The organism is Streptomyces sp. NPDC031426 (assembly GCF_055581585.1).
The window spans coordinates 309,536-328,742 of the sequence record NZ_JBVIJE010000009.1 but is presented as its reverse complement, the minus strand read 5'-3'; the positions used below and the strand labels follow the sequence as shown (position 1 = coordinate 328,742).

General features: G+C 73.4%; 15 protein-coding genes and 1 riboswitch. Of the genes, 11 read left to right on the top strand and 4 right to left on the bottom strand.

Annotated elements, in window-relative coordinates; all coding sequences use genetic code 11:
• The first annotated feature begins 311 nt into the window (after nucleotides 1–311).
• Nucleotides 312–725, top strand: coding sequence for a VOC family protein (locus tag ACZ5NH_RS21400; RefSeq protein WP_468777333.1), 414 nt, complete (start codon nucleotides 312–314; stop codon nucleotides 723–725).
• Nucleotides 726–741: 16 nt separating this feature from the next.
• On the opposite strand, the gene ACZ5NH_RS21395 is transcribed toward ACZ5NH_RS21400, so the two are convergent.
• The 3 genes from ACZ5NH_RS21395 to ACZ5NH_RS21385 form a co-directional block, all read right to left on the bottom strand.
• Nucleotides 742–2,307 carry a hypothetical protein gene (locus ACZ5NH_RS21395; RefSeq protein WP_468777331.1) on the bottom strand — a complete coding sequence of 522 codons (1,566 nt, stop codon included), beginning with the start codon at nucleotides 2,305–2,307 and terminating at the stop codon, nucleotides 742–744.
• Between the two features lie 191 nt (nucleotides 2,308–2,498).
• Nucleotides 2,499–3,626, bottom strand: a complete 1,128-nt coding sequence (locus ACZ5NH_RS21390) for an alpha/beta hydrolase (protein ID WP_468777329.1) — start codon at nucleotides 3,624–3,626, stop codon at nucleotides 2,499–2,501.
• 193 nt (nucleotides 3,627–3,819) lie between these two features.
• Nucleotides 3,820–4,482 carry a class II aldolase/adducin family protein gene (locus ACZ5NH_RS21385; protein WP_388634881.1) on the bottom strand — a complete coding sequence of 221 codons (663 nt, stop codon included), beginning with the start codon at nucleotides 4,480–4,482 and terminating at the stop codon, nucleotides 3,820–3,822.
• A gap of 190 nt (nucleotides 4,483–4,672) precedes the next feature.
• Here ACZ5NH_RS21385 and ACZ5NH_RS21380 point away from each other — a divergent pair, with 190 nt between their 5' ends.
• The 10 genes from ACZ5NH_RS21380 to cobI all read left to right on the top strand — a co-directional run bounded on the left by ACZ5NH_RS21380 (nucleotide 4,673) and on the right by cobI (nucleotide 18,308).
• Nucleotides 4,673–5,431, top strand: a complete 759-nt coding sequence (locus ACZ5NH_RS21380) for a lysozyme (RefSeq protein ID WP_468777327.1) — start codon at nucleotides 4,673–4,675, stop codon at nucleotides 5,429–5,431.
• Nucleotides 5,432–5,574: 143 nt separating this feature from the next.
• Nucleotides 5,575–6,825 (top strand): inorganic phosphate transporter, encoded by a 1,251-nt coding sequence (locus ACZ5NH_RS21375; protein WP_468777326.1) that lies wholly within the window; start codon nucleotides 5,575–5,577, stop codon nucleotides 6,823–6,825.
• A 34-nt stretch (nucleotides 6,826–6,859) separates the two neighbouring features.
• Complete coding sequence (locus ACZ5NH_RS21370; protein WP_388634887.1) at nucleotides 6,860–7,087, top strand: hypothetical protein; 228 nt, start codon at nucleotides 6,860–6,862, stop codon at nucleotides 7,085–7,087.
• 141 nt (nucleotides 7,088–7,228) lie between these two features.
• Nucleotides 7,229–7,369: riboswitch (cobalamin riboswitch) on the top strand.
• Between the two features lie 100 nt (nucleotides 7,370–7,469).
• Complete coding sequence (locus ACZ5NH_RS21365) at nucleotides 7,470–8,432, top strand: cobalamin biosynthesis protein (protein WP_468777325.1); 963 nt, start codon at nucleotides 7,470–7,472, stop codon at nucleotides 8,430–8,432.
• Nucleotides 8,429–9,937 (top strand): cobyric acid synthase, encoded by a 1,509-nt coding sequence (locus tag ACZ5NH_RS21360; protein ID WP_468777324.1) that lies wholly within the window; start codon nucleotides 8,429–8,431, stop codon nucleotides 9,935–9,937. The genes ACZ5NH_RS21365 and ACZ5NH_RS21360 overlap by 4 nt, the downstream gene beginning before the upstream one ends.
• Nucleotides 9,934–13,587 (top strand): cobaltochelatase subunit CobN, encoded by a 3,654-nt coding sequence (gene cobN / locus ACZ5NH_RS21355; protein ID WP_468777323.1) that lies wholly within the window; start codon nucleotides 9,934–9,936, stop codon nucleotides 13,585–13,587. Before ACZ5NH_RS21360 ends, cobN begins: the two co-directional genes overlap by 4 nt.
• Nucleotides 13,584–15,590: a putative cobaltochelatase gene (locus ACZ5NH_RS21350; protein ID WP_468777321.1), complete on the top strand. Its 2,007-nt coding sequence runs from the start codon at nucleotides 13,584–13,586 to the stop codon at nucleotides 15,588–15,590. The genes cobN and ACZ5NH_RS21350 overlap by 4 nt, the downstream gene beginning before the upstream one ends.
• Nucleotides 15,590–16,189 carry a cob(I)yrinic acid a,c-diamide adenosyltransferase gene (cobO, locus tag ACZ5NH_RS21345; protein ID WP_468777319.1) on the top strand — a complete coding sequence of 200 codons (600 nt, stop codon included), beginning with the start codon at nucleotides 15,590–15,592 and terminating at the stop codon, nucleotides 16,187–16,189. Before ACZ5NH_RS21350 ends, cobO begins: the two co-directional genes overlap by 1 nt.
• Nucleotides 16,186–17,562 carry a cobyrinate a,c-diamide synthase gene (locus tag ACZ5NH_RS21340; protein ID WP_468777317.1) on the top strand — a complete coding sequence of 459 codons (1,377 nt, stop codon included), beginning with the start codon at nucleotides 16,186–16,188 and terminating at the stop codon, nucleotides 17,560–17,562. The genes cobO and ACZ5NH_RS21340 overlap by 4 nt, the downstream gene beginning before the upstream one ends.
• Nucleotides 17,559–18,308 (top strand): precorrin-2 C(20)-methyltransferase, encoded by a 750-nt coding sequence (gene cobI / locus ACZ5NH_RS21335; protein WP_468777316.1) that lies wholly within the window; start codon nucleotides 17,559–17,561, stop codon nucleotides 18,306–18,308. Before ACZ5NH_RS21340 ends, cobI begins: the two co-directional genes overlap by 4 nt.
• Before the next feature lie 50 nt (nucleotides 18,309–18,358).
• Here cobI and ACZ5NH_RS21330 read toward each other — a convergent pair whose 3' ends face one another.
• The gene (locus ACZ5NH_RS21330; protein WP_451554425.1) at nucleotides 18,359–19,093 is read right to left on the bottom strand and encodes a ZIP family metal transporter; all 735 of its coding nucleotides are present in this window, start codon (nucleotides 19,091–19,093) and stop codon (nucleotides 18,359–18,361) included.
• Nucleotides 19,094–19,207 lie beyond the last annotated feature (114 nt).

Here is a 19,207-nt window from a genome sequence, read left to right as displayed (position 1 = left end):
GAGATCGTCGCGGAAGATCGTTGCCGAGCGGTGTGCTGACCGGGACGATCCGCCCGAGGCCGTTTGGGAGCGGGCGCAGCTCTCGCCGGCGGGCAGGCCGACGGCGAGGAGGCCATCGCCGAGGATCCGCAGAACGCGTGCGGGTACGCCACTCCCCGCCGGGCAGGCTCGGCGGACCGCCCGCAGTGCGTCGGCGGTGGGGCCGGGCCGACGGCAGAGGGCCGAGGGGCACGTTTCGCTGAGGCGTTGTCAGTGGTGGCTGCAAGACTGAACGAGACGCCACAGAACCGACGCACGAAGGAGTGATCGGCATGGCAGGCACCGGCGGCGGACGGCCGAGCCTCTACCCCACGCTGCTGTACGGGGACGCGAAGGCGGCGATGAGACAGCTCACGGAGGCCCTCGGCTTCACCGAGCTGTCGGTGTACGAGACGGAGAGCGGCAAGGTGATGCACGCCGAGCTGGTCCAGGGCAACGGCGCGGTGATGATCGGCTCCAAGGGCCGGGGCGGCCTCTTCGACGCGGCGATGAAGGACGCCGGGCCCGCCGGGGTGTACGTCGTCGTGGACGACGTGGACGCCCACCACCAGCGGGCCCTGGAGCACGGCGTGGAGATCCTGATGCCCCCGACGGACCAGGACTACGGCTCGCGGGACTACATGGCCCGGGACATCGAGGGCAACATCTGGAGCTTCGGGACGTACGCCCCCGAGATCGGCGCCTGAGCGACCCCCGCGCCGCTCATCCTCCGGTGTGCACCTGGAAGGCGGCCCGGCGCACGGCCTTGGCCAGGGCCGGGTCGGGATGCGCGGCGGCGAGCGCGACCAGGACCTGCACGGTGCGTGGGTGCCCGACGGCGCGGACCTCGTCGAGCAGCTGGGGGACGGTGGGCTGCACCGCGGACTCCAGGTGCCGGACCAGCATCGGCGACTCGCCGTGGTCGGCGACGGCGGCGGCCGTGTCCACCCACAGCCAGGTCGCCTCCTCCCTGGTGAGGACCTCGTGGGCGTCCTCCGGGTCGATCCCGTCGTGCTCGGCGAGCCACAGCAGGGCGTAGGGCCGCAGGGCCGGCTCCTCCACGACGGCGCGTACGTCGGGCTCGGCGGGGGCGCCGACGACGCGCAGCGCCTCGAAGGCCAGGCCGCGCAGCAGCGCGTCATCGCCGCGCGCGGCGTGGATCAGCTCGGTGATGGCATCGCCGACGGTGCGGGCGGCGAGCCAGGCGCGGTATTCGGCGCGGGCGGCGTTGGGGCGGAGCTGGGCGCAGCCGCGGAGCATGTCCTCGGCGGACTGCTCGATGTTGCCGGCCGGGCTCTGCGCGGCCACGCAGATCTGCTCCAGCTTGACCCACACCGCCCAGCTGCCCAGCGGGGTGAGGGTGGCCTGGCCGTCGCCGTAGGTCAGCGCGCCGACCGAGGCGAGGGCCCGCAGCGCCCAGTCGAGGAGGGGTTCGAGCGGGGCGTCGCCGGTGGGCGCGGCGTCTTCCGGGACGGCGGCCGCGAGTTCCGCCGGGCTCGGGGAATCGGCGGCCGGGCGCGCGTGTCTGGGCTCGGACGGCCGCTGCGCCCCCGGCGGGGCGGGCTGTGCGGACCGGGGCTCGGACGGCGGCCGGGCCGCCGGCACGGTCGGCCGCGCGGGCCCGGGCCCGGCCGGCTGCTGGGTGCCGGGCTCGTAGGGCACCTCGCAGCGCTCGGTGCGCAGTTCGGTGACGCGCTGCTGGAGCAGGTCGAGGAGCTGCTCGACCGGGACGGGCCCGGCGGACAGCTGGAGGAAGGAGAGCACTTGAGGCATGGCCGAGACGACCTCGGCGACGGCGGCCGGCTCGTGCCCCTCGGGTTCCGGGGAGGCGAGCGACCAGGCGTCGAAGAGGGCGACCCAGCCGCGCAGTACGGCGCTGTCGTCACGGTCCCAGGCGCGCAGCCGCCAGCCGGGGCGCGCGCTGTCGCCGTGCACCTCTACGAGTCCGGCGAGGCGTGCGGTGTCCCAGTCGGTGCGGATCTGCGTGACGCTCAGGCCCAGGTCGGCGGCGGCGCGCCGGGCGGTGGCGTCGGACAGGGTGGCCTTGCCGTCGGCGGTGGCGGCGTCGCTGCCGGGGCCGAGTGCGGCGTCGGCCCAGCGGGCGACCCGGACCGGGCCGGCCAGTCCGGTGCGGGCGATTCCGGCCAGTTCCGCGGGGGCGGGGGTGCCCTCCGGCGGCCGGGGTGCGGGGCGGCGCGGGCGCCGCTGGTTCACAGCTCTGGGGGCGGCGGCCAGGGGTCGCGGTCGGACGAGTCGGAGCCTGGAGTCGCGCGGGATACGGGACGTCACGGGTGCAGTCTTCCGGTTGACGGTCCGAAAACCCAAACGGAATGTCACGGCGGGCGACGGGGCTGGCCAAGGCACGGGGTTCGGACCGGGGCGAGGAGGGTGATCAGGCCAGTCGTGCGGCCTCGGTACGCATGAAACGGAATGCCCGGCGCCGGGACTTCGGGCATCTGCGGGAGGGCCGGGGAGCGCCCTCATACCAGCGAGGTCAGGAAGCGGCGCAGTCGCTCCTCGTACTCCTTCGGGTCGGCGTTCCACATCGCCGCGTGCGGGGCCTGCGGGACGGTGTGCAGGGCGACCAGATCCGGACGGCGGCGGGCGAGCCGGCGGGAGAACTCCCAGGGGGCCACCTGGTCGTCGGGCCCGTGGAAGATCAGGGTCGGTACGGTGAGCACGTCGGAGTCGGTGATCTCGGGGACCCGGTCGGCGTACAGGCCGGCCCGGCCCTGGGCGGCGCGCACCGCGAGCGGCAGCAGCGGCTGCGGGATGCGGCGGGCCCGGGCGAGGGCGCGCAGCGTGGCCTCCCAGCTGAGCACCGGCGAGTCGAGGACCAGTCCGGCGATGCGCTCGCGCACCGGGGAGTGCTCGGCGGCGCGCAGGGCCATCGTGGCGCCGGTGGACCAGCCGAGCAGGACGACCCGGCGGGCGCCGCGGCGGACGGCGTGGCGGATCGCCGCGTCCAGGTCGCGCCACTCGGTCTCGCCGAGGTGGCTCAGGCCGTCCGGCGGGCGGGGAGCGCCGAGGTCGCCCCGGTAGGCGAGCGCGAGGACCGGCACCCGGCTGGCGTGCAGGGGGGCCATGAGGTTCATGGCCTGTTCCCGCGTGGTGCCGAGGCCGTGCACGGCGATCACCCAGGTGTCCCGGGCCCCGGGCACGAACCAGGCGGGCAGCTCGCCGAGTTCGCCGGGCACGTCGATGTCGGTGTGGTCGAGGCCGAGGGCGGTGCCGGGATCGCCGACGTACAGGTTCGGGGTGAGCCACACCGGGTCGCCGGGGGCGAGGGTGCCGTGGGTGACGCGTTCCAGGCGGCGTACGACGGTGTCGGCCGCGTGCGGGGCCGCCTCCAGGACGGGGCCGACGACCGCGTGCGAGCCGTCGCCGGCGAGGCCGTAGGTGCCGGGGCGCAGCGAGGCCAGGTCGCGGGTGAGGGTGATCTGGCCGGCGGCGGTGCTGTGCACGGTGAGGCGGGGTTCGGTGGGCAGGGGGCGGCCCGCGGGCGCCTTCAGGGCGGCGTCGCTGGCGATCCGGCCGGCGGCGACGGACGCCGCGCCGGCGGCGAGGACCGCGGTCAGTGCGGTGGCGGTCGCTTTGACTGGGCGCACGCGTCCAGTGTCGTGGGGGTTGGACCTGCCGGCCAGTGGAAAGGCGGGGCGGCGAGGAGCGCCGGGGTGCGGGGGGTTCGGCACCTCCCCCACTGCCTTGAGGGCGGACGCCCAGCACCTGCGTGGTGGCTGAGCGCCGCGGCGGACACCAGGGACGAGAAAGCGCCGGAGCGAAGGGCTGGGCAGCACGGGGTCACCTCCGTTGGCCGTACCCCTTCAAACGTTCCCCGACCTCCGCCAGTTGTGCCTCCGTCAGCAGGGACGGGGTCAGGCCCGGTACCGAGGACGCCGTCAGCCACAGGCGGCACATCCACTCCAGTTGGGCGGTGCGGTCGTAGGCCTGGTCGAGGGTGGTGCCGTAGGTGATCGTGCCGTGGTTCTGCAGGAGGCAGCCGGAGCGGTCGGTCAGGGCGCGGAGCATGTTGTCGGCGAGTTCGTCGGTGCCGTAGGTGGCGTAGGGGGCGACCCGGACGGGGCCGCCCAGGGCTGCCGCCATGTAGTGGACGAGCGGGAGCTCCGGCACGAGCGTGGAGAGCGCCGTCGCGTGCACGGCGTGGGTGTGGACGATCGCGCGGGCGTCGGTGGTGCGGTAGACGGCGAGGTGCATGGGCAGCTCGCTGGTCGGCACCAGCGTGCCGAGCACCTGGCGTCCGGTGAGGTCGACGCCGGTGATGTCGTCCGGGGTGAGCCGGTCGTACGGCACGCCCGACGGGGTGACCAGGACGAGGTCGCCCACGCGCGCCGAGACGTTCCCGGAGGTGCCGACCACCAGCCCGTCGGCCACCGTCCGCCGTGCCGTCGCGACCAGTTCCGTCCAGATCCGTTGCTGTTCCGCGTCCCGCCGCTGTTCAGCCATGCCGCGATCCTGCCAGCCGGGCCCGCGGAGAGGGGCACGGACGGTCGCCTCCGGCCGGAAGCGCATGCCCCCGATCGGGCGAAAGTCCTGGTGAATCGCCGCGGGGAGGCGCTGATTCGGCGATCAGCGGACCTTCAATGGTCCCCCTTGCCCACCGGAGGTTCTCTCGTCCGCCGACCCGGGGAGACACATGGCCAGCAAACGCACCCTTCTCCGTCACAGCGCCGGTGCCCTCGCGGCGACCATGGCGGCGCTCGCCCTCACGGGCACCGCGTCCGCGGCTGCCGGACCTTCGGCACCGGCCGCCTCGGGCCTGCCCCAGGGACACGACGTCTCGTCCCACCAGAAGCCCGTCGACTGGGCGACCGCCCGGTCGACGGGCGCGCGGTTCGTCTACGTCAAGGCGACCGAGTCCACGGACTACCGCAACCCGTACTTCTCCCAGCAGTACGAGGGCGCGCACGAGGCGGGCCTGTACCGGGGCGCGTACCACTTCGCCCGGCCGGACAGGTCCTCCGGCGCCCGGCAGGCCGCGTACTTCGTGCGGAACGGCGGGGCCTGGGTGGCGGACGGCCGGACCCTGCCGCCCGCGCTGGACATCGAGGACAACCCGTACAACAGGAAGGACGAGTGCTACGGACTGGACGGGACGCAGATGGTCCGCTGGATCCAGTCCTTCAGCGACGAGATCGAGCTGGAGACCGGCCGCCGCCCGGTGATCTACACGACGACCGAGTGGTGGCGGCTCTGCACCGGCAACAGCCACGCCTTCGCCGGGAGCCACGCCCTGTGGATCGCCCGGCACGGCACCTCGCGGCCGGGGCCGCTGCCGGGTGGTTGGCAGCACTGGATGTTCTGGCAGTTCGACGCGGACGGCCGGCTGCCGGGTGACCAGAATCTCTTCAACGGGTCCACGAGCCGACTGCGGACCTTCGCCCGGGGCTGGTAGTCAAGGGGCGCCTGGGCCGCCGGAGCCGAGCGGAACCTCGAACCACCTCTTCAGACACCCTGGCGCCCGCCGCAGTTCACCTTCTGTTCACTCAGGTTGCCTACGGTCGTCCAGCCAATGACCTCGAACGATTGCCTGGGTAAATGGAAAGCTTCTCGCTGATCCTCGCGATAGTGGTAGTAACCGCTCTCGCGTTCGATTTCACGAACGGTTTCCACGACACCGCCAACGCGATGGCGACCGCCATCTCGACAGGCGCCCTGAAGCCCAAGATCGCGGTGGCCATGTCCGCCGCCCTCAATCTGGTGGGCGCCTTCCTCTCCGTGGAGGTCGCCAACACGATCTCCAAGGGTCTCGTCGACGAGACCGGCATCCGTCCCGAGGTCATCTTCGCCGCCCTGGTCGGCGCGATCCTCTGGAACCTGCTGACCTGGCTGGTGGGCCTGCCCTCCAGCTCCTCGCACGCCCTGATGGGCGGTCTGATCGGCGCCACCGTCGCCTCGGCCGGCTTCGGCGCGGTGCACGGTGACGTCCTGGTCACCAAGGTGCTGCTCCCCGCGGTCGCCGCCCCGATCGTGGCGGGCGTCGCCTCGATGCTGGCCACCCGGTTCTCCTACGGCATCGGCGGCAAGACCGAGGGCGAGGCCACCCGCAAGGGCTACCGCGCCGGCCAGATCGCCTCCGCCGGCCTGGTCTCCCTCGCCCACGGCACCAACGACGCCCAGAAGACGATGGGCATCATCACCCTGGCGCTGATCGCGGGCGGCGCCATCGCCCCGGGCTCGAACCCTCCCACCTGGGTCATCCTCTCCGCGGGCCTGGCCATCGCGCTCGGCACCTACATCGGCGGCTGGCGGATCATCCGCACCATGGGCAAGGGCCTGACCGACCTGGAGCCGCGCCAGGGCTTCGCGGCCCAGACCAGCGCCGCGACCGCCATCCTGGCCTCCTCGCACCTGGGCTTCTCCCTCTCCACCACGCATGTCGTCTCCGGCTCGGTGATGGGCGCGGGCCTCGGCCGCAAGGGCGGGGTGGTCCGGTGGTCCACCGCGACCCGCATGGTCGTCGCCTGGGTGCTCACCCTCCCGGCCGCCGCGCTGGTCGGCGCGGGCGCCGAGTCCGTCACGGACCTGGGTGACTGGGGCACCGCAGTCGTCGCCGTCTTCCTGGTCGCCGCGAGCGTCACGATCTGGAAGATCTCCCGCCGCGAGGTCGTCGACCACACCAACGTCGTCGACGTGCCCGAGGAGCCGGCCGGCGTGGTGACCGCCGCCATCGCCGCGGTGACCCCGCCCCCGGCGGGCACGATCACCGAGGACCTGACGGCCACGATCCTCTCCCCGGCCGCCGCTGAGGCCGCGCCCGAGGCCGCCCCGCCGGCCGCCACCGTCTGACCCCGGCCACACTGGTAACCAAGGAAGCAACCCCATGAAGATCGACTGGTCGGCCCTCGGCTCCGTCTTCGGCGTCAGCCTCGTGTTCACGGTGGGCCTGGTGGCCCTGTTCACCCTCGGCGTCAACGGTCTGGCCCGGCGCGAGAAGGCCGCGGCCCAGGGCAACTCCGCCGCCCTCGCCGTCACCGGCGCCTACCTCTGCTTCGCCGCCTGTGCCGCGGCGGTGTCGTACGGCATCTACCTCATCGTCTCCAAGTCCTGACCGAGCGGCACGAACCGGGCAGTCCGAAGGCTCCTCTCCGTCCCTGACGGAGAGGAGCCTTCGCCATGCCCAGGGGTCACGGGCGCCCCACGATGTGGGGATCGGCACACTCTCCCCGCGCAGGTCAACGGCAAGTTGACGGCCGTTCGGAGCGCGTGGTGGACTGCCCAGGCCATGTACGGCGGCAGGAGAGGAAGCCGGTGCGAATCCGGCGCGGTCCCGCCACTGTCACCGGGGAAGAACCCCCGGGAGCCAGGAACTCTCACCGCCGAATCTCGTCGAACCAGGGCGCGGACACCCTGAGTGAGGACACAGATCGCCATGCCCGGCTGCCGAAGGACCAGTACCAGGCCCGCTCCTGTACCCACGGCCGGCTGAGCCGATGGGTGCCGATCGCACTTACGCGTACGGCGCCGCCGCCGGCCTTCTCGGTGACCTGCTCCTCGGCGATCCGCGCCGCGGACATCCGGTCGCCGCGTTCGGGCGTGCGGCCGCTGCCGTGGACCGCGCGTTGTGGCACGACCACCGCGGCTGGGGCGCCGTGCACACCGTCGTGTGCGCCGGTGGCGCCGTCGCACTCGGCACGCTGGCCGCACGCGCCGTACGCCCCTCCCCTGCCGCCTCCGTCGCACTGACCGCCTCCGCCACCTGGGCGGTCGTGGGCGGTACTTCGCTCGCCCGGGAGGCCCGCACGATCGGGCGCGCCCTGGAGTCCGGGGACGTCGAGGCGGCGCGGGCGCGGCTGCCGCATCTGTGCGGCCGGGACCCGCAGGCGCTGGACGCCGACGGGATCGCCCGGGCCGTGGTCGAGTCGGTCGCCGAGAACACCTCCGACGCCGTCGTGGGCGCCCTGGTGTGGGGCGCCCTTGCCGGGGTGCCCGGGCTGCTGGGCTTCCGGGCCGTCAACACCCTGGACGCGATGGTCGGTCACAGGTCCCCCCGCTACCGGCGCTACGGCTGGGCCTCCGCCCGGCTCGACGACCTGGCCGGCTGGCCGGGGGCCCGGCTGACCGCCGTACTCGCCGCCGCGGCCGGACCCGACCCGCGCGGTGCCCTGCGCGCCTGGAAGGCCGACGCCCACCGGCATCCGAGCCCCAACGCCGGGCCCGTGGAGGCATCGTTCGCGGGCGCTCTCGGCGTCCGGCTGGGCGGAACGCTCTCCTACGGCGGCCGGGTCGAGCACCGGCCCGTGCTGAACGGGGACACCGGCCGGGCCGTCCGGGGCACCGACATCGACCGGGCCGTACGGCTCTCCCGCCGCGTCGGCCTGCTCGCGCTCGGCGGCACGGTCGCCGCGCGCTCCCTCGCCAAGAACGTCAAGGGTCTGAAGGGACGTGGGAAGTGAACGGGGGACTCCTCGTCGCCGGCACCACCTCCGACGCCGGAAAGAGCGTCGTGACGGCCGGGATCTGCCGGTGGCTGGTGCGACAGGGCGTGAAGGTCGCGCCGTTCAAGGCGCAGAACATGTCGCTCAACTCCTTCGTCACCCGCGAGGGCGCGGAGATCGGGCGGGCCCAGGCCATGCAGGCCCAGGCGTGCCGGATCGAGCCGACCGCGCTGATGAACCCGGTGCTGCTCAAGCCGGGCGGCGAGCAGAGCAGCCAGGTGGTGCTGCTGGGCAGGCCGGTGGGCGAGTTGAGCGCACGCGGTTATCACGGCGGGCGGCAGCAGAGGCTCCTCGGCACGGTGCTGGACTGCCTGGCCGAGTTGCGGGGCACGTATGACGCGGTGATCTGTGAGGGCGCGGGCTCGCCTGCGGAGATCAATCTGCGGCGGACGGACATCGTGAACATGGGGATCGCGCGGAACGCGCGGCTGCCCGTGCTGGTGGTCGGGGACATCGACCGCGGAGGCGTGTTCGCCTCCTTCTTCGGGACCGTCGCCCTGCTCTCGCCGGAGGACCAGGAACTGGTCGCCGGCTTCCTGGTGAACAAGTTCCGCGGCGACGTCTCGTTGCTGGAGCCCGGTTTGGAGATGCTGTACGGCCTCACCGGGCGGCGTACGTACGGCGTGCTGCCGTTCCGGCACGGGCTCGGCATCGACGAGGAGGACGGGCTGCGGGTCTCGCTGCGGGGCACGGTCCGCGAGTCCGCCGTGCCCCCGCCCGTCGGCGAGGACGTGCTGCGGGTCGCCGTGTGCGCGATCCCGCTGATGTCCAACTTCACGGACGTCGATGCGCTGGCCGCCGAACCCGGGGTCGTGGTGCGGTTCGTGGACCGGCCGGAGGAGCTGGCGGACGCGGACCTGGTGGTGATTCCGGGGACCCGGGGCACGGTCCGGGCGCTGGAGTGGCTGCGGCAGCGGGGCCTCGCGGACGCCGTCGTCCGGCGGGCCGCCGAGCAGCGGCCGGTCCTCGGCATCTGTGGCGGCTTCCAGATCCTCGGCGAGCGCATCGAGGACGAGGTCGAGTCGCGGGCCGGTGAGGTCCCGGGGCTCGGTGTGCTGCCCCTGCGGGTGCGGTTCGCCCGCGAGAAGACCCTGACCCGGCCGTCCGGGGAGGCCCTCGGCGAGCGGGTCGAGGGGTACGAGATCCACCACGGGGTCGCCACGATCGACGGCGGCGATCCCTTCCTCGACGGCTGCCGGGTCGGCCAGACCTGGGGCACGCACTGGCACGGCTCGCTGGAGTCGGACGGCTTCCGCCGGGCCTTTCTGCGCGAGGTGGCCGCCGCCGCGGGCCGCCGCTTCGTGCCCGCGCCGGACACCTCCTTCGCCGCGCTGCGCGAGGAGCAGCTCGACCGGCTCGGCGACCTGATCGAACAGCACGCGGACACGGACGCGCTCTGGCGGCTCATCGAGTCGGGCGCGCCGCAAGGACTGCCTTTCATTCCACCGGGAGCGCCCGCATGAGCACAGTGTTGTTGTTGTCGACCGCCGACACGGATCTGCTGGCGGCCCGGGCCTCCGGCGCGGACTACCGCATCGGCAACCCGACGCGGGTGGATGTCGCCGGTGAACTCCCGGGCCTCGTCCAGGGCGCGGACCTCGCCGTCGTACGGCTGCTGGGCGGCAAGCGCGCCTGGGAGGAGGGGCTGGCCGTGCTGCGGACGTCCGGCGTCCCGACCGTGCTGCTGGGCGGCGAGGCCGTACCGGACGCCGAGTTGATGGCCGAGTCGTCGGTGCCGGCCGGTGTGGTGGCGGAGGCACTGAAGTACCTGGTCGAGGGCGGGCCCGCGAACCTGCTGGAGCTGTCCCGGTTCCTGTCGGACACCGTGCTGCTGACCGGTGAGGGCTTCGAGGAGCCGCGCAGGATGCCGGAGTACGGCGTCCACGGCGACCGCCCTCTCGTCGACGGCCGGCCGACGGTGGGCGTGCTCTTCTACCGGGCGCACGAACTCAGCGGCAACACCGCCTTCGTGGACACCCTGTGCGCGGCGATCGAGGCGCAGGGCGCCAACGCCCTCCCCGTCTACTGTGGTTCGCTGCGCGGCGCGGACGCCGGGCTGTACGAGCTGCTGGGGCGGGCCGACGCGCTGATCGCGACCGTGCTCGCGGCCGGCGGCACCCATGCCTCGCAGGCCTCGGCGGGCGGTGACGAGGAGTCCTGGGACATCGGCGCGCTCGCGGAACTGAACATCCCGGTGCTCCAGGGCCTCTGCCTCACCTCCTCGCGGTCCGCGTGGCAGGAGTCGGACGCCGCCCTCTCCCCCATGGACGCGGCGATGCAGGTCGCGATCCCGGAGTTCGACGGCCGGCTGATCACCGTGCCGTTCTCCTTCAAGGAGCAGGGCCCGGACGAGGTCCCGGTGTACGTCGCCGATCCGGAGCGGGCCGCGCGGGTGGCCGGAATCGCCCTGCGGCACGCGCGGTTGAAGCACAAGCCGAACGCGGAGAAGAAGATCGCGCTGGTCTTCACCGCGTACCCGACCAAGCACTCCCGGGTCGGCAACGCGGTCGGCCTGGACACGCCCGCGTCGGCGGTCCGGGTCCTGGACGCCCTGCGGGAGGCCGGCTACGGCCTCACCGAATACCCCTCGGGTGGCGACGAGTTGATCCACCGGCTGATCGAGGCCGGCGGCCACGACGTGGAGTGGCTGACCGAGGAGCAGCTGGCGACGGCGCCCGCGCGGGTCCCGCTGGCCGACTACCGAGCGTGGTTCGAGAGGCTGAACCCCGAGCTCAGGGACGCCATGGTGGAGGCGTGGGGCGAGCCGCCGGGCAGCCTGTACGTCGACGGCGAGGACATCGTGCTGGCGTCCCTGCAGTTCGGGAACGTCGTGGTGATGATCCAGCCGCCGCGCGGATTCGGGGAGAACCCGATCGCGATCTACCACGACCCCGACATGCCGCCCTCGCACCACTACATGGCGGCCTACCGCTGGCTGGAGAACAGCTTCGGCGCCGACGCGATCGTGCACATGGGCAAGCACGGCACGATGGAGTGGCTGCCGGGCAAGGGGCTGGGACTGTCGCGCGGCTGCGCGCCGGACGCGGTCCTCGGCGAGCTGCCGCTGATCTACCCGTTCATCGTCAACGACCCCGGCGAGGGCACCCAGGCCAAGCGGCGCGGGCACGCCACGGTGGTCGACCACCTGGTGCCGCCGATGGCCCGCGCCGACACCTACGGCGACCTGGCCAAGCTGGAGCAGCTGCTGGACGAGTACGCGCTCGTCTCCGACCTGGACCCGACGAAGGCCCCGGCGGTCCGCGCCCAGATCTGGACGCTGGTCAAGGCGGCCGAGCTGCACCACGACCTGCATGTGGACGAGCAGCCGGACGACGAGGCGTTCGACGAGTTCGTCATGCACATCGACGGCTATCTGTGCGAGATCAAGGACGTGCAGATCCGCGACGGCCTGCACGTCCTGGGCGGCGGCCCGGTCGGCGAGCCGCGGGTGAACCTGGTGCTGGCGGTGCTGCGGGCGTCCCAGGTGTGGGGCGGAAAGGCCAACGCCCTGCCGGGTCTGCGTGCGTGTCTGGCCACCCATTTCGGGCTCGTCGAGAAGGAGCTGCTGGCCGAACCCGGTGCCCCGGTGAAGGTGCCGGTGGAGCTGACGGACCTGGTGGACGGGCCGGCTCGTACCGCCTCCGACGCGATCGACCTGCTGGAGCAGCTGTGCCGACGGATCGCGGAGGGGATGGAGGCGCGGGCCTGGGACCGTGCGGTCGTTCCCGCCGTCCTGCGGGGCGTGCTCGGTGGCGAACTTCCCGATGGCATCGCGGTGGTGGAGTTCGCCTGCGACGAGGTCGTGCCGCGGCTCGCCCGCACCACCGACGAGCTCGGGCACATCCTGCGGGCCCTGGACGGCGGTTACGTCCCGGCCGGCCCCTCCGGCTCCCCGACCCGCGGTCTGGTCAACGTGCTGCCGACCGGCCGGAACTTCTACTCGGTGGACCCCAAGGCCATTCCCTCGCGGCTGAGCTGGGAGGTCGGCCAGTCGCTCGCCGACTCCCTGGTGCAGAGGTATCTGCAGGACACGGGCGAGTACCCGAAGTCCGTCGGCCTGACCGTGTGGGGCACGTCGGCGATGCGCACCCAGGGCGACGACATCGCCGAGATCCTGGCGCTGCTGGGCTGCCGTCCGGTGTGGGACGACGCCTCGCGCCGGGTGACGGGCTTCGAGGTGGTCCCGCTGGAGGAGCTGGGGCGACCGCGCATCGACGTCACGGTCCGCATCTCCGGCTTCTTCCGGGACGCGTTCCCGCATGTGGTCGGGCTGATCGACGACGCGGTGCGGGCCGTGGCCGAGCTGGCCGAGCCCGCCGAGAGCAACTTCGTGAAGGCGCATGCCGACGAGGACACCGCCGAGCACGGTGACCGGCGGCGCGCGACGGCCCGTGTCTTCGGCTCCAAGCCGGGGGCGTACGGCGCCGGTCTGCTGCCGCTGATCGACGCCCGCAACTGGCGCTCCGACGCCGACCTCGCCGAGGTGTACGCCGTCTGGGGCGGCTACGCGTACGGGCGCGGGCTCGACGGGCGGGCGGCGCGCGGGGACATGGAGACGGCGTTCCGGCGCATCGCGGTCGCCGCGAAGAACGTCGACACACGCGAGCACGACCTGGTCGACGCCGACGACTACTTCCAGTACCACGGCGGCATGGTCGCCATGGTCCGGCACCTCACCGGCGCCAACCCCGAGGCGTACGTGGGCGATTCGGCCGTACCGGACCAGGTGAGGACGCGGACGCTCGGCGAGGAGACGCACCGCGTGTTCCGGGCCCGGGTGGTCAACCCGCGCTGGATGGCGGCCATGCGCCGGCACGGCTACAAGGGCGCCTTCGAGATGGCGGCGACCGTGGACTACCTGTTCGGCTACGACGCCACGGCGGGCGTGGTCGACGACTGGATGTACGAGAAGTTGAGCGCGGAGTACGTCTTCGACCCGGAGAACCGGGACTTCATGAAGAGGTCCAATCCTTGGGCGCTGCGCGGCATCACCGAGCGCCTGCTGGAGGCGGCGGACCGGGGGCTGTGGTCGGAGCCGGACGCGGACACGCTGGAGCGGCTGCGCGCCACCTATCTGGAACTGGAAGGCGACTTGGAGGGCGACGACCAGTGACAACCCCCTTTCCTTTCACGGCTGTTGTCGGCCAGGACGATCTGCGGCTCGCGCTGCTGCTGAACGCCGTCTCGCCGGCGGTCGGCGGCGTGCTGGTGCGCGGCGAGAAGGGCACCGCCAAGTCGACGGCCGTACGGGCCCTTGCGGCGCTGTTGCCGGAGGTGGCCGTCGTCGCCGGGTGCCGTTTCTCCTGTGACCCGGCGGCGCCGGACCCCTCCTGCCCGGACGGTCCGCACGAGCCGGGGGCGGGCGCTCAGAGGCCTTCGCGCATGGTCGAACTCCCCGTCGGCGCCTCCGAGGACCGCCTCGTCGGCGCCCTCGACATCGAGCGGGCGCTGGCCGAGGGCGTGAAGGCGTTCGAGCCTGGCCTGCTGGCCGACGCGCACCGCGGGATCCTGTACGTGGACGAGGTCAACCTCCTCCACGACCACCTGGTCGACCTGCTGCTCGACGCGGCGGCGATGGGCGCCTCGTACGTCGAGCGGGAGGGTGTCTCGGTACGGCATGCATCGAAGTTCCTGCTCGTCGGCACGATGAACCCCGAAGAGGGCGAGCTGCGGCCCCAGTTGCTGGACCGGTTCGGGCTGACGGTCGAAGTCGCCGCCTCGCGGGAGCCGGACCAGCGGGTCGAGGTGGTGCGGCGCCGACTGGCGTACGACGACGATCCGGCCGCCTTCGCCGCGCGGTGGGCCGAGGAGGAGGCCGCCGTACGGCAACGGATCGTCGCGGCGCGGAAGCTGCTGCCGCAGGTGCGGCTGGGCGACGGGGCGCTGCGGCAGATCGCGGCGACCTGTGCCGCCTTCGAGGTGGACGGCATGCGGGCCGACATCGTGATGGCGCGTACGGCGACCGCGCTCGCCGCGTGGGCCGGGCGGACGGACGTGCTCGCCGAGGACGTCCGGCAGGCCGCGCTGCTCGCGCTGCCGCACCGACGGCGGCGGAACCCGTTCGACGCGCCGGGTCTCGACGAGGACAAGCTGGACGAGACGCTGGAGCAGTTCGGCGGTTCCGAGGACGAGGACCCGGACGACGATCCTGGCCCCGACGGGCCCGGTGGCGGCGGTGGGCAGCCGGCGCCCGAGAGCGGTCCCCAGGGCGACGGCGAAAGCGCCGCGCAGCCCGAGGCCGGTGAGGGCGGGCAGCCACAGGCCTCCGGCGGACAGGAGCAGTCGCCGGTGCGGGCCGCGGAGCCGTTCCGTACGAAGGCGCTGAGCGTGCCCGGCATCGGTGAGGGGGCGGCGGGGCGGCGTTCCCGCGCCCGCACCGAGCACGGGCGGACCACCGGGGCCCGGCGGCCCCAAGGGGTGCTGTCCAAGCTGCACCTGACGGCGACCGTGCAGGCCGCCGCCCCGCATCAGCGGGCGCGCGGGCGGTCGGGGCCGGGGCTGGTGATCCGGCGGGACGATCTGCGCCAGGCGACGCGGGAAGGCCGCGAGGGGAACCTCGTTCTCTTCGTGGTGGACGCCTCCGGTTCGATGGCGGCCCGGCAGCGGATGAGCGCCGTGAAGGGTGCCGTGCTGTCCCTGCTGCTGGACGCCTACCAGCGGCGGGACAAGGTGGGTCTGGTCACCTTCCGGGGTGCCTCGGCGGACGTCGCTCTGCCGCCCACGTCCTCCGTGGACGCGGCGGCGGCCCGGCTGGAGCGGCTCCCCACCGGTGGCCGTACGCCGCTGGCCGCAGGGCTGCTCAAGGCGCACGAGGTGCTGCGCGTGGAGCGGCTGCGGGATCCGGCGCGCCGGGCGCTGGTGGTCCTGGTGACGGACGGGCGGGCCACCGGCGGCCCGGAGCCCGTCGCCCTCGCCGGGCGTGCGGCCCGGCTGTTCGCGGCCGAGGGGGTCGCGTCGGTGGTCGTGGACTGCGAGTCGGGGCCGGTGCGGCTCGGGCTCGCCGGGCAGCTCGCCGGTGAGCTGGGCGGTACGGCCGTCACGCTGGACGAGCTGCGGGCCGACTCGATCGCCGGGCTGGTCAGGGATGTGCAGGGGACGTCGGGGAGGGCCGCGTAATGCCGCAGGGACAGCCGAGTGTCGTACCCGATGACGGTCTGACGACCCGCCAGCGACGCAACCGTCCGCTGGTCGTCGTGCACACCGGTGTCGGCAAGGGGAAGTCCACCGCCGCGTTCGGGCTCGCGCTGCGCGCCTGGAACCAGGGGTGGCCCATCGGGGTGTTCCAGTTCGTCAAGTCGGCGAAGTGGAAGGTCGGCGAGGAGAACGCGCTGCGCGTGCTCGGCGCCTCCGGCGAGGGCGGGACCGTCGCCTGGCACAAGATGGGTGAGGGCTGGTCCTGGGTGCAGCGGGACGCCCAGATGGACAACGAGGAGAAGGCCCGGGAGGGCTGGGAGCAGGTCAAGCGGGACCTGGCCGCCGAGACCTACCGGATGTACGTGCTGGACGAGTTCGCCTACCCCATGCACTGGGGGTGGGTGGACACCGACGAGGTCGTGGACGTGCTGCGGAACCGGCCCGGTACCCAGCATGTGGTGATCACCGGGCGGAACGCGCCGGAGAAGCTGGTGGACTTCGCCGACCTCGTCACCGACATGTCCAAGGTCAAGCACCCCATGGACGTGGGGCAGAAGGGCCAGAAGGGCATCGAGTGGTGACGACGTCGGTGCCTCGGCTGGTCATCGCCGCGCCCTCCTCGGGCAGCGGCAAGACCACCGTCGCCACGGGGCTGATGGCCGCGTTCACCGCGCGGGGGCTCGCCGTGTCCCCGCACAAGGTCGGGCCGGACTACATCGACCCCGGGTACCACGCCCTCGCGACCGGTCGGGTGGGGCGCAACCTCGACGCGTACCTGTGCGGGCCGGAGCTGGTCGCTCCGCTGTTCCTGCACGGGGCGCGGGGGTGTGACATCGCCGTCGTCGAGGGTGTGATGGGGCTGTACGACGGGGCGGCGGGCGAGGGTGAACTCGCGTCCACCGCGCATGTCGCCAAGCTGCTGCGGGCGCCGGTGGTGCTGGTCGTCGACGCGTCGTCGCAGTCTCGGTCGGTGGCGGCGCTGGTGCATGGGTTCGCCTCCTGGGATCCGGAGGTGCGGGTCGGGGGCGTGATCCTCAACAAGGTCGCGTCCGACCGGCACGAAGAGCTGCTGCGGGACGCGTTGGACTCGGCGGGGGTGCCGGTGCTGGGTGCCTTGCGGCGGGCCGAGCAGGTGTCGACGCCGTCTCGGCATCTGGGGTTGGTGCCGGTCGCCGAGCGGGGCGCTGCGGCGGCGGAGGCTGTGGCGGCGATGGCGGCGCAGGTGGCCCGTGGTTGCGACTTGGCCGCGCTGGAAGGACTTGCCCGTAGTGCAGGTGCCCTCCCAGGGGCCTCCGCCCCCTGGACCCCCGTCTGCCCACCCGTCCACCCGGAACCGTCCCTTGAAAGGCGAGCGCCCGTCGTCGCCGTAGCCGGTGGGTCCGCGTTCACCTTCTCCTACGCCGAGCACGCCGAGCTGCTCACCGCCGCCGGTGCCGAGGTCGTCACCTTCGACCCCCTGAGGGATGAGCGACTCCCCGACGGCACCGCCGGGTTGGTCATCGGCGGCGGCTTCCCCGAGGTGTACGCGGCCGAGCTGTCCGCCAACGAGCCGCTGCGCAAGGCGGTCGCCGAGCTGGCGCTGAGCGGTGCCCCGGTGGCCGCCGAATGCGCCGGACTGCTGTACCTGTGCAAGGAGCTGGACGGGCGACCGATGTGCGGCGTGCTGGACGCCACCGCGCGGATGACGGAACGGCTGACGCTCGGCTACCGGGACGCCGTGGCCGTCGGGGACAGTGTGCTGGCCGTCGCCGGGACGCGGATGCGGGGGCATGAGTTCCATCGGACCGTGGTCGAGCCCGGCGCCGGGGCCGCTCCGGCGTGGGGTGTGCGGGCCCCCGTCCGGCGGGTCGAAGGTTTCGTACAGCACGGCGTGCACGCGAGTTATCTGCACACGCACTGGGCGTCCGAGCCCGGTGTCGCCCGTCGGTTCGTGGAGAGGTGCCGGACGTCATGAGCAGCAGGCTGGTCGGAGTCGGGGTCGGTCCCGGTGATACGGAGCTGGTGACCGTCAAGGGGGTCAACGCGCTGCGGGCCGCCGAGGTGGTCGTCGTGCCGGTGATGGCCGCATTCGATGGCACAGATGGCGGGGAGCGCGGGCGGGCCGAGGCGACCGTGTTGCACTACGTGCCCGAGGACAAGGTCGTCCGGGTGGTGTTCGCGCTGAACGAGCGGACCGACCGGGCGCGCCGGGAGGCCGCCTGGGACGCGGCGGGTGCCGCGGTCGCCGGGCTGCTGGAGCGGCACGGGTCGGTCGCCTTCGCCACCATCGGCGATCCCAACGTGTACTCGACGTTCACGTATCTCGCGCAGACGATCGCCGGGCTGGTGCCCGGTGTCGTCGTGGAGACGGTGCCGGGGATCACCGCCATGCAGGATCTGGCGGCCCGGTCCGGTGCCGTGCTGACCGAGGGCACCGAGCCGCTGACGCTGGTGCCGGTGACCGCCGGGTCCGCCGTGCTCAAGGAGGCTCTGGCCGGGCCGGGGACCGTCGTCGCGTACAAGTTCGGGAGGCAGGCCGCCGAGGTCGCCGAGGCGCTCGTGGAGACCGGGCGGCTGGCCGGTGCCGTGTGGGGTTCGGCGCTGGGGCTGCCGGAGGAGTCGGTGCGGCCGGCGGCCGAGCTGGACGGGGCGCCGCTGCCGTATCTGTCGACGCTGATCGCGCCCCCGCGGCGGGACGGCGGACGGGGCGGGAAGCTGTGAGGCGGACGAGCCGGCCGGCCCCCCGGGACGCGTGCCGCCGGCCGGACGGGTCAGCCGCCGGACAGACCCACCACCAGCCAGATGAAGGCCACGCCCGCCACCGTGCACAGCAGGGTGGAGCGCGCTGGGTGCTCGTGGTGGGCCTCGGGCAGGATCTCGGCGGCGGCGAGGTACAGCAGGACGCCGCCGAACAGGCCCAGGTAGCCGCCGAGCGCCGCCTCGGGGATGTGGAAGAAAGCGGTCGACAGCGCGCCCAGCACGGGTGCGCAGGCGTCGGCCACCAGCATCGCGATCGCCCGGCGGCGGGCGTTGCCGTACAGGCTCGTGATGGTGAAGGTGTTGAAGCCGTCGGCGAAGTCGTGCGCGATCACGGCGAGCGCCACGGCGGCACCCATGCCGCCGCCCACCTGGAAGGCCGCGCCGATGGCCACGCCGTCCATCGCGCTGTGGCCGACCATCGCGGCCGCCGCCACCAGGCCCACCTCGGGCGCCCGGTGGCCCAGCCCCTCGGCGCCGCCGTGCGCGGCCTGGCGGGCGGCCAGGGTGCGTTCCACCAGGTGGGCCAGGAGAAAGCCGGCCACGAACAGCAGCAGGGCGGCGGGTACGCCGAAGATCTCGCGGCCGGCGGCGCGCAGTGCCTCCGGCAGCAGGTCCAGGCCGACCACGCCCAGCATCAGGCCGCCGGCCAGTCCCAGGACGAGATGGCGACGGTCGGTCACGCGCTGTGCCGTCCAGCCGCCGGCCAGCGTCATCAGGAACGCGCCGAGCGCGACGAAGACCGCCATGGGCCCTTGCTATCCGATGGAGGCGCCTTCGCGCACATCCGGCGCCGACCGCATCCCGCCAGACCCTGACATTTCACCCGCTTTTGATGTGTGTTCCCGTACGAGAGGACCCTT